Annotated in this window: 10 protein-coding genes; 8 read left to right on the plus strand and 2 right to left on the minus strand. The window is 65.9% G+C overall.

The window, feature by feature from the left end; genetic code table 11:
- Positions 1 to 79 precede the first annotated feature (79 nt).
- The 8 genes from E4J93_RS02775 (at position 80) to E4J93_RS02810 (ending at position 11,821) form a co-directional block, all read left to right on the plus strand.
- The gene (locus tag E4J93_RS02775) at positions 80 to 763 is read left to right on the plus strand and encodes an HAD hydrolase-like protein (RefSeq protein ID WP_147587965.1); all 684 of its coding nucleotides are present in this window, start codon (positions 80 to 82) and stop codon (positions 761 to 763) included.
- Between the two features lie 44 nt (positions 764 to 807).
- Complete coding sequence (locus tag E4J93_RS02780; protein WP_147587966.1) at positions 808 to 2,235, plus strand: Sapep family Mn(2+)-dependent dipeptidase; 1,428 nt, start codon at positions 808 to 810, stop codon at positions 2,233 to 2,235.
- Positions 2,236 to 2,529: 294 nt separating this feature from the next.
- Positions 2,530 to 3,459, plus strand: a complete 930-nt coding sequence (locus E4J93_RS02785) for a phosphate ABC transporter substrate-binding protein (RefSeq protein WP_147587967.1) — start codon at positions 2,530 to 2,532, stop codon at positions 3,457 to 3,459.
- Positions 3,460 to 3,500: 41 nt separating this feature from the next.
- Positions 3,501 to 4,406, plus strand: coding sequence for a phosphate ABC transporter permease subunit PstC (gene pstC, locus E4J93_RS02790; RefSeq protein ID WP_147587968.1), 906 nt, complete (start codon positions 3,501 to 3,503; stop codon positions 4,404 to 4,406).
- Positions 4,403 to 5,374 (plus strand): phosphate ABC transporter permease PstA, encoded by a 972-nt coding sequence (pstA, locus tag E4J93_RS02795; protein WP_255431886.1) that lies wholly within the window; start codon positions 4,403 to 4,405, stop codon positions 5,372 to 5,374. The genes pstC and pstA overlap by 4 nt, the downstream gene beginning before the upstream one ends.
- Complete coding sequence (gene pstB / locus E4J93_RS02800) at positions 5,371 to 6,210, plus strand: phosphate ABC transporter ATP-binding protein PstB (RefSeq protein ID WP_147587969.1); 840 nt, start codon at positions 5,371 to 5,373, stop codon at positions 6,208 to 6,210. The genes pstA and pstB overlap by 4 nt, the downstream gene beginning before the upstream one ends.
- A gap of 266 nt (positions 6,211 to 6,476) precedes the next feature.
- Positions 6,477 to 8,300, plus strand: a complete 1,824-nt coding sequence (locus E4J93_RS02805) for an ABC-F family ATP-binding cassette domain-containing protein (protein ID WP_147587970.1) — start codon at positions 6,477 to 6,479, stop codon at positions 8,298 to 8,300.
- A gap of 188 nt (positions 8,301 to 8,488) precedes the next feature.
- Positions 8,489 to 11,821, plus strand: a complete 3,333-nt coding sequence (locus E4J93_RS02810) for an ABC transporter ATP-binding protein/permease (RefSeq protein ID WP_147587971.1) — start codon at positions 8,489 to 8,491, stop codon at positions 11,819 to 11,821.
- A 92-nt stretch (positions 11,822 to 11,913) separates the two neighbouring features.
- Here E4J93_RS02810 and E4J93_RS02815 read toward each other — a convergent pair whose 3' ends face one another.
- Complete coding sequence (locus E4J93_RS02815) at positions 11,914 to 12,618, minus strand: response regulator transcription factor (RefSeq protein WP_147587972.1); 705 nt, start codon at positions 12,616 to 12,618, stop codon at positions 11,914 to 11,916.
- Entirely contained in the window at positions 12,611 to 15,346 is a 2,736-nt protein-coding gene (locus tag E4J93_RS02820) for a sensor histidine kinase KdpD (protein ID WP_147587973.1), read from the minus strand. Before E4J93_RS02820 ends, E4J93_RS02815 begins: the two co-directional genes overlap by 8 nt.
- Between the last annotated feature and the right edge of the window lie 193 nt (positions 15,347 to 15,539).

Consider the following 15,539-nt stretch of genomic DNA (forward strand, 5'->3'; position numbering starts at 1 on the left):
GTTGGGGCGTGCCATGCTGGGTAGAATGGGCAAACGTGCTGCGCGCAATGGTTGGCGCAGCGTGGTGAAAGGGGTTTCGATGCCAGTTTCGAACGGCGCGCCCGAGCGCATGCGCCCGTTGTCTGATTATCCGGTGGTGCTCTTCGATTTCGATGGAACCGTTGCCAACACCCAACCGGCTATCTATCGCGTCGCATCAACGGTGCTTCGCAGTCATGGATACGACCACGACGACGCCACGCTGCGTTTGATGATCGGCCCGCCGCTGGAGGAGGGCTTCGCGCTGGCGGGCGGTATGGATGCCGCCGAGGCGCGCGCGTGCGCCGATGAGTATCGCGCCATCTTCCATGACACCGTGACGCCCGATGAATTTCTGCTGATGCCGGGGATGAACGAGTTGCTCGACGGCTTGGTGGCAGCGGGCAAGCGCCTTGCCGTGGCTACATCGCGCATGGAGGATTCGGCGCGCGCCATGGCCCGCGTCTTGGGGCTTACCCAGTTCGAGGTGATAGCGGGGCGCGTGCACGGCGTTCGCTATTCAAAGGCCGAGTCTATCGAGGCGGCCATCATGGCGATGCGCGTCTCGGCGCACGATACGCTCATGGTAGGCGACCGCATGCACGACGTTATCGGTGCGGCCGAGTGGGAGATCCCATGCGTTGGGCTGTATTCCGGCGCGGCGCATCCCGGTGAGCTCGAGGACGCCGGCGCCGTTGCGACCTGCCATAGCGTTGCCGAGCTTTCCGAGCTGCTGGGATTGTAAGATAGAGCGGATTTCCCTTTGAACCGCTTGAAAGCGAGGTTTGGATGAATGCAGATTTGATGTGCCGCATCGATGCGTACGTCGACGAGGTGTGGGAGGACGTTGTTGCCGATATCGCTCGCCTGGTGAGCTTCCCGTCGCTCGCAAACGCCGATGCGGCCCGCCCGGGCGCTCCCTTCGGCGCGCCCGTTCGCGGTGCCCTGGATGCTGCGCTGGGCATTGCCGAGCGCCTGGGCTACGAGGTGAGCGATGACGACGGCTACATGGGCATAGCGGATATTCCCGGCGAGCGCCCCGAGCAGATTGCCACGATCGCGCATGTCGACGTTGTTCCCGCGGGCCCCGGCTGGGTCACGGACCCCTTCACCATGGTGCGCCGCGAGGGCTGGCTGCTCGGTCGCGGCGTTATCGACGACAAGGGTCCCGCGGTGCTGTCGCTCTATGCCGGCGCCTTCCTGAAGCGCGAGGGCATCGTTGCGCGCTATACCTTCCGCGCGCTGCTGGGATGCGACGAGGAGGTGGGTATGACCGATGTCCACCATTACCTCGATCGCCATGACCACCCGCTGTTCCTCTTCACGCCCGATGCGGAGTTTCCGGTCTGCAATGCCGAGAAGGGCTGCTTCGGTGCCACGTTCACCACGGCGGCCGTACCCGGCGGCCTGATCCGCTCGTGGAGCGGAGCCGAGGCCACCAATGCTATTCCGGGCGAATCGGTCCTGGAACTCAACCTCGATGCCTCCGTGCTCCCCGCGCCGATGGCGAACGCCGACCGCATCTCGATCGAGCCGGTTGCCGAGGGCGTCAGCCGCATCGTCGCGCATGGCATCGGAGGCCATGCCTCGCTGCCCGAGGGAACGGTGAACGCCATCGCGCTCATCGTGGGCTACCTGCGCGAGAGCGGCGTGCTGGGGGATGGCGCGGCGCCCGTGCTCGACCTGCTGGCGAGCATCCACGCGGATACCGCGGGAGCGGGCATCGGCATCGCATCGGAGAGCGCGGCGTTCGGTCCGCTCACCTGCAACGCGGGCACCATCCGCCTGGTGGATGGCGACCGCCTGGAGCAGACGATCGACGTCCGCTTCCCCGATAGCATCACCGAGGCCGATCTGGTTTCGGCGTGCGAGGCGCTTGCCGGCCGATTCGGCGCCTCCGTCGAGGTGAGCCGCGCGAAGCCCCCGTTCTCGGTCGATGCCTCCTCTCCGCAGGTCCAGACCCTGATCGATATCTACAACGACACCACTGGTCGTGATGCGAAGCCGTTCGCGATGGGCGGCGGCACGTATGCGCGCAACTTCAAGAGCGCCGTATCCTTCGGTCCCGAGGACAACGCACTGGAGCTGCCGGCGTGGGCGGGCACCATGCACGGTCCCAACGAGGCGGCCAAGGAGGACTTGCTCCGCGAGGCGCTCAAGATGTACATCCGCGCGATCTTGGAGCTCATGGAGCTCGAGTACGACGAGGCCCGATAGCGCGCGACCACGTGTTGCCGATCGGTTTCCAGCACGGTTTCGGCCGCGACTCCCGTACGGGGGCCGCGGCTTTTTTGTAAGCCGTAACCTGCACGGACGATGCAATGTAAGCGACATGTAAATACAGCGCATGAGATGGGTAATGATTGGTCAAATGCAAGTAATGGCCTGCGGGCGCGCGGTTTTCCTCCGCGAACGAGCTCTATCGTACTGATTCGTAGAGCACACAGGCGGCAACGGGCTGCCGATGCTTCACGAATGCGCATTGCGCCGTTCATTCTCGGAAGGAGAACCATGTTCGAATACAACTGCTCCCGTCGTCAGTTCCTCGGTCTTGCGGGCGGCGTCGCCGCCGTTGCCGGCCTCGGTCTCGCTGGTTGCGGCAATTCCGCTGCTCCTGCAGAGGGTTCCGCCGATGCCGCCTCCACCCTTGCCGGCGAGGTGACCTACGACGGCGCCTCCTCGTTCCAGGCGCTCGTCGAGGCTGCTGCGGAGAAGTTCATGGACCAGAACCCGGATGTGTCCGTCTCCGGCTCCGGTAACGGCTCGGGCACCGGCCTTACCGCCGTCGCCGCCGGCACCGTCACCATCGGCAACTCCGACGTCTTCGCCGAGGAGAAGCTCGAGGCGGCCGACGCCGAGAAGCTCGTCGACCATGAGGTCGCCGTCGTGGGCATGGGCCCGGTCGTTTCCAAGAACGTGACCGTTGACGATCTGACCCTCGAGCAGCTCAAGGGCATCTTCTCCGGCGCCATCACCAACTGGTCCGAGGTCGGTGGCGAGGACGCCAAGATCGTCGTCCTCAACCGCAAGGCCGGCTCCGGCACCCGCGCCACCTTCGAGGCCGCCGTCTTCGCGGGCGAGGAGAACACCTTCAAGGGTGACGCCGAGCTCGACAAGTCCGGCGACGTCCAGACCCAGATCGCCGCTACCGACAACGCGATCTCCTATCTCGACTTCTCCCACTTCGATGACACCAAGTTCAACGCCATCAAGGTCGGCGGCGTCGAGCCCAAGAGCGAGAACGTCTTCGACAACTCCTTCCCCATCTGGGCGACCGAGCACATGTATTGCGCCAAGGACGCCGACGAGGCCACCAAGGCCTTCCTGGAGTTCATGCTGTCCTCCGACGTCCAGGAGTCCCTCGTCGAGGAGCAGGGCTTCATCCCCGTCTCCGAGATGAAGGTCAAGAAGGACGCTTCCGGCAAGGTCTCCAACCTGTAACGAAGTAAATAGGTAGCCCTAAGGACTAGAAGGGGTGCGCAATGGCTTCGCATTTGCCAAAGCGCGACCTTGAAAAAGTGGGCATGGGTGTCACGGGCGCGTGCGTCGTGCTCGTGACACTCGTTGTGTGTGCCCTCATTTTCATGGTTGCACAAAAAGGTCTGTCATCGTTCTTCAAGGACGGCGTGGACGTGGTCGGTTTCTTCACCGGTACCGCGTGGGACCTCCACAACACCGATGCGAACGGCATGCCGTTCACCGGTGCGCTTCCGTTGATCGTGACGTCGTTCGCGGTGATGGTGCTCTCGACCGCCATCGCCCTTCCAATCGCCATCGGCTCCGCGATCTTTGCCGTCGAGATCCAGCCCAAGTTCGGGCAGAAGGTGTTCCAGCCGCTCATCGAGCTGCTGGTGGGCATCCCCTCGGTCGTCTTCGGCCTGATCGGCTTCTACGTGATCGTGGGCGCCATGAAGGCGATCTTCCATGTGCCCACGGGTCTGGGCATCCTTCCCGGCTCCCTGGTGCTGGCCATCATGATTCTGCCGACCATCACCACGCTGGCTATCGATGCGCTGCGCGCCGTTCCCGATAGCTACCGTCAGGGTTCCCTGGCGCTGGGTTATACCCGTTGGCAGACGATCTGGCACGTGGTGCTGCGCTCCGCGGCTCCGTCGCTCATGACGGCCGTTATCTTGGGCATGACCCGCGCCTTCGGCGAGACGTTGGCGGTCCGCATGGTTATCGGCGGTATCGAGACCATGCCGAACGGACTGCTTGATGCGGCGTCGACCATCACCACGACGCTCACCACCTCCATGGCGGTCTATGCCGACGGCTCGGTGCAGAACGACGTGCTGTGGTCGCTGGCCCTGATGCTCATGGGCATGTCCCTCATCTTCATCCTCATCATCCATCTGATCGGCAAGAAGGGGGGCGACCGAGCGTGAGTAGCATCGAAGCGAGCCAGACGGCTCAAGCCGCCTCGCTGCAGACCGCTGCGGCAGAGGCGAGGCGCGCGAAGCATATCGAGCGCGCCGGCGCCCAGGACCGTATCGCCACCTTCGTGCTCACGGCCATCGTCGCCTTCGTGATGCTGCTGGTCGTGTCCATGGTCGCCTACATCTTGTACCAGGGAATCGGCATGCTGTTCCACCCCGGGTTCCTCACCGAGGCCTCCCGCGCCAACGGCACGCAGGGCGGCGTCGCCTACCAGCTGTTCGATTCGTTCTACATGCTGTTCCTCACCTTGGTCATCTCGGTGCCCATCAGCTTGGGCGGCGCGGTGTTCCTGGTCGAGTACGCGCCCGACGGCCCGATCACCAAGATTGCGTCCACGGCCATCGAGACGCTCTCCTCGCTGCCGTCGATCGTCGTGGGTATGTTCGGCTTCCTGGTGTTTTCCGTGAACCTGGGCTGGAAGTACTCGATCATCTCCGGCGCGGTGGCGCTCACCATGTTCAACATTCCCATCTTGGTCCGCGTGATTCAGCAGGCGCTCGAGGATGTTCCCCAGTCGCAGCGCGACGCGTGCCTGGCCATGGGCCTCACGCGCTGGGAGGCCACCATCCACGTGCTCATCCCCGCGGCCATGCCCGCGATCGTGACGGGCATCGTCCTGTCGGCCGGTCGCGTGTTCGGCGAGGCCGCAGCCCTGTTGTTCACCTCCGGCATGTCCAGCCCGGTGCGCCTGAACTTCCTGTCCCTCAACTTCTCCAGCCCCACCTGCGCGTGGAACGTCTTCCGTCCCGGCGAGTCGCTGGCCGTGCACATCTATAAGATCTACGGCGAGGGCAGCCCCCAGGCGCAGGAGATCGTATGGGGAACCGCGGCCTTGCTGATGGTGTGCGTTCTGATGTTCAATATCGCTGCCCGCGTGGTGGGCAAGATGCTTGCGAAGAGGATGACGGCCGAATGAGTAACGAAACCGAAAGCTTCATGAGCAGCGTGGCCACCAGCGAGCGCACGGGCAAGGCGTCGCGCGGCCATGCGACCTCGGGCGAGGTGGCGATCTCCACCAACGACGTGAACGTGTACTACGGCGACCACCACGCCTTGCACGGCACGAGCCTCGACTTCCACAAGGGCGAGATCACGGCGCTCATCGGCCCGTCCGGATGCGGAAAATCGACCTTCCTGCGCAGCCTCAACCTCATGAACCGCGAGATCCGCGGCTGCCGCGTGACCGGCGAGATCATGTACCAGGGCCGCAACATCAATACGCCCAAGGAGAACCTCTACGAGCTGCGCCGCTCCATCGGCATGGTGTTCCAGCAGCCCAACCCCTTCCGCAAGTCGATCTACGAGAACATCGTGTTCGCTCCCAAGCGCCATGGCGTGACCGGCAAGGCCGAACTCGACCAGCTGGTTGAGGAGAGCCTGCGCGGCGCGGCCCTATGGGACGAGGTGAAGGATAAGCTCGACAAGAGCGCCTTCGCGCTTTCCGGCGGGCAGCAGCAGCGCCTCTGCATCGCGCGCACGCTCGCCCTCAAGCCCGATGTCATCCTGTTCGACGAGCCGTGCTCAGCGCTCGATCCCATTTCCACGCTGGCTATCGAGGACCTGATGAATACCCTGGCGGAGGAGCGCGCCATCATCATCGTGACGCACAGCATGGAGCAGGCCTCCCGCGTGTCCAATCGAACCGCCTTCTTCTATATGGGCGATATGGTCGAATACGGCGAGACCGAGCAGATCTTCACGCGTCCGACCGACCAGCGCCTGAATGACTACCTCACCGGAGCGTTCTCCTAGTCCGGAACGCTTCATAACCCGTCGCATGGTTTTCTTGCTACCTGTTCGCCATGCGATGCGGCCGCTTAGCATGCGCGGTGCCCCGGGATTGGCGGGGTGCCGCGCATGCGCGTTTCCGGGCGAGTCGGGTGCGCGCCGCGGTTGGCGCGCCGCGTCATCGCGCTCCCGTGCGGACGGGAAGGGTAAAAGCCGGTGCCGCGGATGCGCCGGGCGGTCGCGTGCTAGGATGAAGGGCTGTGAGAAAGATACGCGGCAAGGAGCATGCGATGGCCATTCTGTTGGGTTGCGATAGCGTGGGGCTCGAGTTCCCCACGAAGCACATCTTCGATTCCGTGACGCTCGGCGTGAACGAGGGCGACCGCATCGGCATCGTGGGCAAGAACGGCGACGGCAAGTCGACGCTGCTTTCGGTGCTGGCCGGCGCCATCGAGCCCGATGACGGGCGCGTGACCCATCGTCGCGACGTAACCGTGGGCATGCTGGGCCAGCGCGACCGCCTGGACGATGCCGACACCGTGCATCGCGCCGTGGTGGGCGATGTTCCGGAGTATGAATGGGCTGCGTCGCCGCGCGTCCGCCAGGTGCTCGACGGCTTGATCGCCGACGTGCCCTGGGAGGGCCTGGTGGGCGAGCTGTCGGGCGGCCAGCGCCGACGCGTCGACCTCGCGCGCCTGCTCATCGGCGACTACGACGTCCTCATGCTCGACGAGCCCACGAACCATCTGGATATGCGGACCATCAGCTGGCTTGCCGCCCATCTCAAGGAGCGTTGGGCCGCCAACGCGGGCGCCCTGCTGGTGGTCACGCACGACCGCTGGTTCCTCGACGAGGTCTGCACCTCCATGTGGGAGGTGCACGACGGGCGCGTCGACCCCTTCGAGGGCGGCTACTCCGCCTACATCCTCCAGCGCGTCGAGCGCGACCGCATGGCCGCCGTGACCGAGGAGCGCCGCCGCAACATGGCGCGCAAGGAGCTCGCCTGGCTCTCGCGCGGCGCGCAGGCGCGCAGCACCAAGCCCAAGTTCCGCGTGGAAGCCGCTCGCGAGCTCATCGCCGACGTGCCCCCGGTGCGCGATGAGCTGGAGCTCAAGCGCCTCGCCGTGAGCCGCCTGGGCAAGCAGGTCATCGACGTCGTCGATGTTGACGCGGGCTACGCAGGGGAGGACGGCGGGCAGGGCAAGACGGTGCTCTCGGATGTTACCTGGCTGATCGGCGCGGGCGACCGCTACGGGCTGCTGGGCGAGAACGGTGCCGGCAAGTCCACGCTGCTCCAGGTGATACAGGGCAAGATCGCGCCCGTCCGCGGCCGTGTGAAGATCGGCGCCACGGTGAAGTTCGGCGTGCTCTCCCAGCAGCTCGACGAGCTCGCGCCCCATATGAACGATACGATCCGCGAGGTCCTCAAGACCTGCAAGCACCACTACGTCATCGATGGCAAGGAAACGAGCCCCGAGAAGCTCTGCGAGCGGCTGGGCTTCACCACGCAGCAGATGTGGAGCCGCATCTGCGACCTTTCCGGCGGCCAGCGCCGTCGTCTGTCGCTGCTGCTCACGATTCTCTCCGAGCCCAACGTGCTCATCCTGGACGAGCCCGGCAACGACCTCGATACCGATATGCTGGCCATCGTCGAGGACTTGCTGGATGGGTGGCCCGGTACGCTCATCCTGGTGACGCACGACCGCTACCTCATGGAGCGCGTGACCGACCAGCAGTGGGCGATCATCGACGGCGAGTTCCGCCATGTCCCGGGCGGCGTGGACCAGTATCTGCAGCTGGTCGTCCGCGACGAATCCAAGGGGGTCCGTCCGCAGGCCCCCGGATTCGACGCTCCTGCACCCGCCGCCTCGACGGAGAGGTCCGGCATGTCGAACGCCGAGCGCCAGAAGCTGAAGAAGGAGGTCGCGTCGCTGGAGCGCAAGATGGACTCGCGCCGGACTAAGATCGAGCAGCTCGAGCAGGGGATGTTCGATATCGACCCCACCGACTTCGAGGCGCTGACGGCGCAGCAGGAGGCGATAGCCGCCGCGCGCGACGAACTCGACGAGCTCGAGATGGCCTGGCTCGAGGCGAGCGATCGACTGGAGGGATAGGGGCTTTTCGTCCGGCGCCGCCGCGCCGCGGGTGATCCGCCATCTTGAAACTGTTGCGCGCCCATCGTGATGAGCGCATCGATTCTGGGTACGAGAAGCTCATGAAAGCAGCGAGGCGCGAAGCCGCCGCTTCGGGATGGAGCCCGAAGCCCGGCCGCGCCTTTCGTTCACGTAGTGGATGGGATCCTATGATCGAGATTCGCGATATCACCAAGACCTATACGACGGGCGACCTGGTCCAGCGCGCGCTGGACGGCGTGTCCGTGACGTTTCGCGAGAACGAGTTCGTGGCGGTGCTGGGGCCGTCGGGTTCGGGCAAGACCACGTTCCTCAACATCCTCGGCGGGTTCGACCATGCCGACTCGGGCGATATCGTGGTGAACGGCGTCTCGACCCGCGACTATGGTGACGCCGAGTGGGACACCTACCGCAACCACCGCGTGGGCTTTATCTTCCAGAGCTACAACCTCATCCCGCACCAGACGGTGCTCGCCAACGTCGAGCTCGCGCTCACGCTCGCCGGCGTCGACCGCGCGGAGCGAACGCGGCGCGCCACCGCCGCGTTGGAGCGCGTCGGGTTGGGGGCGCATGTGAACAAGCGGCCCTCGCAGCTCTCGGGAGGCCAGATGCAGCGCGTCGCCATCGCACGCGCGCTGGTGAACGACCCCGAGATCGTACTGGCCGACGAGCCCACCGGCGCGCTCGACACCGAGACGGGCATCCAGGTGATGGACCTGCTCGCCGAGGTGGCGCGCGAGAGGCTCGTGATCATGGTCACGCACAACCCGCAGCTCGCCGAGGACTACGCCACGCGTATCGTGCGCATCCAAGACGGTCGCATCGTGGGCGACACGGATCCCGTCGCGCCCGCCGAGCTTGAGGCCGCCCGCGCCGCCTCGGCCGAGAACCCGGACGAGGGGCCGGCCAAGCGCTCCTCGATGGGCCTGCTCACGGCGCTGTCGCTCTCCTTCAACAACCTCATGACCAAAAAGGGCCGCACCATCATGACGGCTTTCGCGGGCTCCATCGGCATCATGGGCATCGCGGCGATCCTCGCGCTCTCCAACGGCGTGAACGGCTACATCGCCAAGGTGGAGCAGGACACGCTGTCGAGCTACCCGCTCACCATCGCGCGGCAGAGCTACGACCTCACGAGCATGATGACCGGCGACGCGGGCGCCGACGGGGACTCGGACGCGAGCGGGCCGGAGCCTTCCGACGGCGACGCGAAGGGGCGCTCGGGGGCGGACGGAAAGGTCGACCCCGGAAAGCCCATCCCCGTGTTCACGATGCTGTCCGATATGTTCGCCAGCGTGAAGTCCAACGACATGGCGAGCTTCAAGACCTTCCTGGACGAGGACGCGCGCGAGCTGGACGGCGAGGTCTCGGCCATCCAGTACGACTACGGGATCACGCCCCTCGTCTACCGCGCCGACGCGGCGGACGGCCCCGTCCGCCTGTCGCCCAACGCGCTGACCACGGCGATGACGGGAGGGGCCTCCAGCGGCGCGATGGCGGGCACCATGATGACGGGCGCGAGCGCGTTCACCGAGATGATCGATAACCCCAAGCTGCTCGACGAGCAGTACGACGTGGTGGCGGGCCGCTGGGCCAAGGCGGCGGACGAATGCGTGCTGGTGCTCTCGGCGCGCGGCAAGATCTCGGATTTCACGCTCTACAGCATCGGCGCGCTGGACCCCGGCGAGCTGACCCGCATGGTGGAGGGCACGATGGGCGGCGCCGGCGCCGTGGACGTCCCGCCGGTCAAGGAGGGCTTCACCTACGACGACGCGCTTGGCACGAGCTTCAAGGTGCTGGCGGCATGCGACTCCTACCGCAAGAACCCCGAGACGGGCGGATGGACCAACATGTCCGACGACGCCGCCTTCATGGCGAAGCAGGTCGCGAACGGCCTGGACCTCAAGGTCGTGGGCGTGGTCAAGCCGAGTCCCACGGCCAAGTCAGCCGCGCTCTCGCAGGGGATCGCCTACACGCACGGGCTCACCGACGAGCTCATGGCGCGCGCCGCGAACTCCGAGATCGTGAAGCAGCAGCTCGCCGACCCCGCGGTGGACGTCTTCACCGGCAAGCCCTTCGCCACGCTGCAGGAGGAGGCCAAGCGCGGCGTCGACCTCGCGAGCCTCTTCACCGTGGACGAGGTGGGCCTGCGTCGCGCCTTCAAGGTCGATGCGTCCAAGCTCGGCGCGGGCCTCGACCTGTCCGGGTTCGACTTCGCGGGGGTCGACCTCGGCGGCATCGATATCGACGTGTCGGGCGCCCTGGATTCCGTTGACCTGTCCGAGGTCCTCGCGGGGGCTCCCATGCCGAATCTCGAGGGCATCCTCGGCGACCTGGAGAACGACCCCGTGCTTGATAAAGCTCAGCTCGAGCAGGTTTCCAAGCTGTCGGGCGAGTTCGTCCAGAGGTTTATCACCGCCTGGTTGCCCGCGCATGGCGAGGGTCTGCGCCCCGGCGCCCCCGATTTCGGCGAGAAGCTCGTAGGGCAGTTCCTCGCATACGCCAAGAGCGACGCTCCCGAGGGCGGCGCGGGCCTCCTCGAGCAGGTCGAGGCCGTCGCCGGCAAGCCCGTGGCCGATCGTTTGGATAAGATCGTGCGCGCCTACGTCCAAGACGACCTGGCGCCCTATATGACCACGGCCCTCAAGGGCGTGGCGGACCAGGTCTCGCGCCAGCTCGCCGACGCGATCGGCAGCCAGCTGCAGGCGGGGCTCGGCCGGGCCATGGCGGCTATGGCGCCGCAGCTCGGACAGCGCCTTGCCGCGTCCCTCCAGGGCGCCTTCTCGGTGGACGGCGCGGCCTTCGCCAGCGCGATCCATTTCAACATGGATGCCGAGGACCTGGCGTCGCTCATGGCGAGCTACGCCAACGCGGGCAAGCTCACATACGAGAACAACCTGGCGACGCTGGGATACGCCGACGCCGCCGACCCCCAGGCCGTGAGCATCTACCCGGTCGACTTCCAGGCCAAGGACTCGATCTTGGGCGCTATCGACCGCTATAACGACGAGATGCGCGCCGCGGGCAAGGACGACCGGGTCATCGTGTACACGGACTACATGGGCGTGCTCATGGGCAGCGTGACCAGCATCGTCAACATGATCTCGCTCGTGCTCATCGCCTTCGTCAGCATCTCGCTCGTGGTGAGCTCCATCATGATCGGCATCATCACCTACATCAGTGTTCTCGAGCGCAAGAAGGAGATCGGCATCCTGCGCGCGATGGGCGCGTCCAAGCGAAACGTTGCCAACGTCTTCAACGCCGAGACCTTCATCGAGGGGCTCATCGCCGGCGTGCTGGCCATCGCCGTGGTGGTCCTCGCCTCGTTCCCGATCAACGCCTGGGCGCTCGCCGAGTACCAGGTCGAGGGCGTGATGCGCCTGCCTGTCGAGTCCGCGCTCGCGCTGATCTTGGTATCCGTCGCGCTCACGGTGGTCGCGGGCCTCATCCCGAGTCGCTCCGCTGCCCGCCGCGATCCCGTCGAGGCCCTGCGCAGCGAGTAGCCTCGAATTGGGGACAGGCACGTTTCCGAGAGGTAGCCGAACCTCGGAAAAGTGCCTGCGCTCAGAAAAGTGCCTGTCCCTTTTTCGAGCGCCTAGAGGCGCTGCATGCGGTAGCCGACGCCCACATGCGTCTGGATCATCGTGGGATGGGAGGGGTCGGCTTCTATCTTCTTGCGCAGGGTTCGCATGAACACGCGCAGGCTGGCGACGTCGCTATCCCAGCTCGTCCCCCAGATCTCGTGGGTGATGAAGGTGTGGGTGAGCACCTTGCCGACGTTGCGCGCCAGGAGCACCAGCAGCTTGTATTCCGTGGGGGTGAGGGCGAGCTCGGTGCCGTTTACGAAAGCGCAGCCGGACGCGTAGTCGATATGGAGCGGGCCGTTGTCGAAGGTGCTGGCCTCGAGTGCCTCGTGGGCGCCCATGGTCGAGCGCCGCAGGCTCGCGCGCACGCGCGCCAGGAGCTCCTCGACGGAGAACGGCTTGGTGAGGTAGTCGTCCGCGCCGGCGTCGAGTGCGCCGATCTTGTCGGCGTCCTCGGTGCGCGCCGAGATGACGATGACGGGGGCGGTGGACCAGCTGCGCAGCTTCTCCAGCACCTTGACGCCGTCCATATCCGGCAAGCCCAGGTCCAGCAGGACCAGGTCGGGGTTGCCCGAGGCCGCGGCCATGATGGCGGTGTCTCCGCTATCGGCCGTCTCGACGCGGTAGTCTCGCAGGTCGAGCGCGGTCGTTACAAGGTTTCGTACAGCGGGGTCGTCTTCTACGACCAGGATGCGCGCGTGGGCGTTCTCACTCATGGATATCTATCTCCTCGGCGGGCAGGGTGAAGCGGAACAGCGCTCCCTGGGGTTGGTTGTCATCGACCTCGATGATACCCCCGTGGGCCTCGACGATTGAGCGGCACAGGGAGAGGCCCAGGCCGAAGCTTCGGTGGGAGTCGACCGGAGACGCGTCGCCGGCGGTGAAGAAGCGGTCGAAGATTCGCGGTTTATCGGCATCGGCGATTCCGGGGCCGTTGTCGGCGACCTCCACGACGACCCAGCCGCCTTGCTTCTCGGCTCCCACGGTGATCACCGAGCCCTCGGGGGTGTACTTGAACGCGTTCACGATGAGGTTGGTGAGCACCTGCATGATGAGGTGGACGTCGATACGGACCAGGAGGAGGTCGTCGGTGTGCGCGACCTCCACGCGGTGGCCGTGGGCCTCGCGCGCCACATGGCTGAGGGCGGCAACGATGACCTCGTCCATCAATTCCGACGTGAGATTGAGGCGCATGTCCTCGTCCTCCACGCGCGTGATGGCCAGGAGGTTCTCGACGGTGTCGATCAGCCAGAGGGAGTCGTCGCAGATGGCCGCGGCCAGCTCGCGGCGCTTCTCGGCGGGGAGCTTCTCGCCGTCCTCGCACAGGAGGGCCGCGGAGCCCGAGATGGCGGTGAGGGGCGTGCGGAGGTCGTGTCCGATGGAGCGCAGGAGGTTGGCGCGGAGCTGCTCGTTCTTGGCGAGGACGGCCGCCTCCTCGCGCTCGCGCGCAGCCTGGTCGCTTTCGAGTGCGAGCGCGCACTCGCCCACGATGGATAAGACGATGGAGTGCTCGAAAGCCTCCAGCTTCCTGCGCTGCAGGTCGATCCCGATTACGCCGAAGACCTCGTCGCCCGCGCGGACGGCGAGGTAGAGGCACTGGGCCTCGGGCAGGGTGCGGGTGCTCGCCCCGGCGTGCTTGTTGTTGGTGAAGGTCCACGTGGCGACCGCCCGCTCGTAGTCGGAGAGGAGCGCGGCCGATCGGTCCTCGGTGCCCGCGGGCTCATAGAGCGCATCGCCCAGCAAGCCGTGATCGGCGGGATAGAAGACCACGTCGAGCTTGAGGAGCTTGATGAGCTGGCTCATGGCGACGCGGGCGCGGGCCTCGGCGCCGTGGGCCTGCTGCAGAAGTTGGTTGGTCTCGAGGAGGACGCGGGTACGGAAGGCGTTTTTGGCTGATGCGCGGGCGTTGTCGGCGATGCGCGCGGTGAGCTCGGCGGCGACCATGGCGGTCGCGAACATGATAGCGAAGGTGACGAGGTAGCTGCGGTCGTAGCTATCGAGGGAGAACAGGGGCGTGACGAAGCAGAAGTTGTACAGCACCACCGAGAGGATGCTCGACAAGATCGTGCAGATGCGCCCCGTCGTGGTGACGGCGGTGAGCAGTGCGGTGAGGATGTAGAGGGATATGATGCTCGAATCTGCGAATCCCAGGCGATGGAAGAGCGCGCCGATCGCCGTAGCGGCGAGGGAGAGGCCGAGCGTGCGCAGGACATCCCGTCCGCTGGGCGGCTGGAACGCGGAGGGCTCGCGCTGCGCGGCCGGTCGCGGCACGGGCTCGGCTTGGTCGGGGATGATGTAGATATCGAGGTTCGGGGCGATCGAGATGAGCTGTTCGACGAGGGACTTGCGGCCGAAGAGCGCTTGGCGCATGCCGTGCGGCTCGCCCGAGCGCCCCATGACGATCTTCGAGATGCCCGAGAGGCGAGCGAACTCGGAGATCTGGAACGCTATGTCGTCGCCGTAGACGGTCTCCATATGGGCGCCGAGCTGTTCGGCCAGCGCGATGTTCGCCGCGAGCTCGGCGCGCTCGTCGTCGTCCATGGTCTGCGTGCGCGGGCTCTCCACGAAGAGCGCGACGAGCTCTCCGCGGAACGCCTTCGCCATACGCGAGGCGGCGCGGACGATACGCGGATTCGTAGGGGCGGGGGAGACGCAGACGAGGATGCGCTCGCTGGTGTAGTAGTCGCGGTTGCCCAGTACACGCGCGGCGTCGGCGAGCCGTCCGGTGCGGTCGGCGCAGCGGCGCAGGGCGATCTCGCGGAGCGCTGTGAGGTTCTCGACGGTGAAGAAGTTGCGCTGCGCGCGGTCGGCTTGCGGGGCGCGGTAGACGAGGCCTGCTTTCAGGCGCTCGAGCAGGTCTTCGGGCTCGATGTCCACGAGCTCGACCTGGTCGGCGTCGTCGAAGATGCGGTCGGGGATGCGCTCGCTCACGATGATCCCCGTGATGGCGGCCACCATGTCGTTCAGGCTCTCGATATGCTGCACGTTGACGGTGGTGTAGACGTCGATGCCGGCGCGCAATAGCTCCTCGACATCCTGGTAGCGCTTTTCATGGCGGCATCCCGGCGCGTTGGTATGGGCTAGCTCGTCAACGAGGACGAGCTGGGGGGAGCGCACGATGGCGGCGTCGAGGTCGAACTCGGTGAGCGTGATGCCGTTGTGCTCGACGAGCTCGTGCGGAATCTGCTCGATGCCCTCCATGAGGCGCGCCGTCGCGGGTCGCTCGTGCGGTTCGATATAGCCGGCGGCCACGTCCACGCCCCGCCGCTGCGCCTCGTGGGCGGCTTGGAGCATCGCATAGGTCTTGCCCACGCCCGCTGCGTAACCGAAGAAGATCTTGAGGTGTCCCCGGCGCGTGCGGGCCTCGGCCGAGGACGCATCGCGCTCGACGGCCTTGAGCAGCAGGTCGGGGTTGGCTCGGACGTCCGATGCGGTGCGCGGCATGGTGCGGCCTTTCTCGTGCAGGATGGTCGACGCCCGGTGCGGATGCGGTCCGGCCGGGGCGGTACAAGTGTCGAGTATAGTCTTCGTCATCCCACCGGTATAGCCATCTACCTGCATCTTTATGTCATCTTAAGGCCGAGGCGGCCAACCCTAATACCACCTTTATGCGCGAAGTCGTTTACTGATCATGTGC

The sequence above is a fragment of the Collinsella sp. BA40 genome, from assembly GCF_008014645.1.
Classification (GTDB): domain Bacteria; phylum Actinomycetota; class Coriobacteriia; order Coriobacteriales; family Coriobacteriaceae; genus Collinsella.

Bases quoted from the DNA above. Each gene is read 5' to 3' on its own strand.
- E4J93_RS02775 (WP_147587965.1), top strand. From the start codon at position 80: ATGCCAGTTTCGAACGGCGCGCCCGAGCGCATGCGCCCGTTGTCTGAT.
- E4J93_RS02780 (WP_147587966.1), top strand. From the start codon at position 808: ATGAATGCAGATTTGATGTGCCGCATCGATGCGTACGTCGACGAGGTG.
- E4J93_RS02785 (WP_147587967.1), top strand. From the start codon at position 2,530: ATGTTCGAATACAACTGCTCCCGTCGTCAGTTCCTCGGTCTTGCGGGC.
- pstC (WP_147587968.1), top strand. From the start codon at position 3,501: ATGGCTTCGCATTTGCCAAAGCGCGACCTTGAAAAAGTGGGCATGGGT.
- pstB (WP_147587969.1), top strand. From the start codon at position 5,371: ATGAGTAACGAAACCGAAAGCTTCATGAGCAGCGTGGCCACCAGCGAG.
- E4J93_RS02805 (WP_147587970.1), top strand. From the start codon at position 6,477: ATGGCCATTCTGTTGGGTTGCGATAGCGTGGGGCTCGAGTTCCCCACG.
- E4J93_RS02810 (WP_147587971.1), top strand. From the start codon at position 8,489: ATGATCGAGATTCGCGATATCACCAAGACCTATACGACGGGCGACCTG.
- E4J93_RS02815 (WP_147587972.1), bottom strand. From the start codon at position 12,618: ATGAGTGAGAACGCCCACGCGCGCATCCTGGTCGTAGAAGACGACCCC.
- E4J93_RS02820 (WP_147587973.1), bottom strand. From the start codon at position 15,346: ATGCCGCGCACCGCATCGGACGTCCGAGCCAACCCCGACCTGCTGCTC.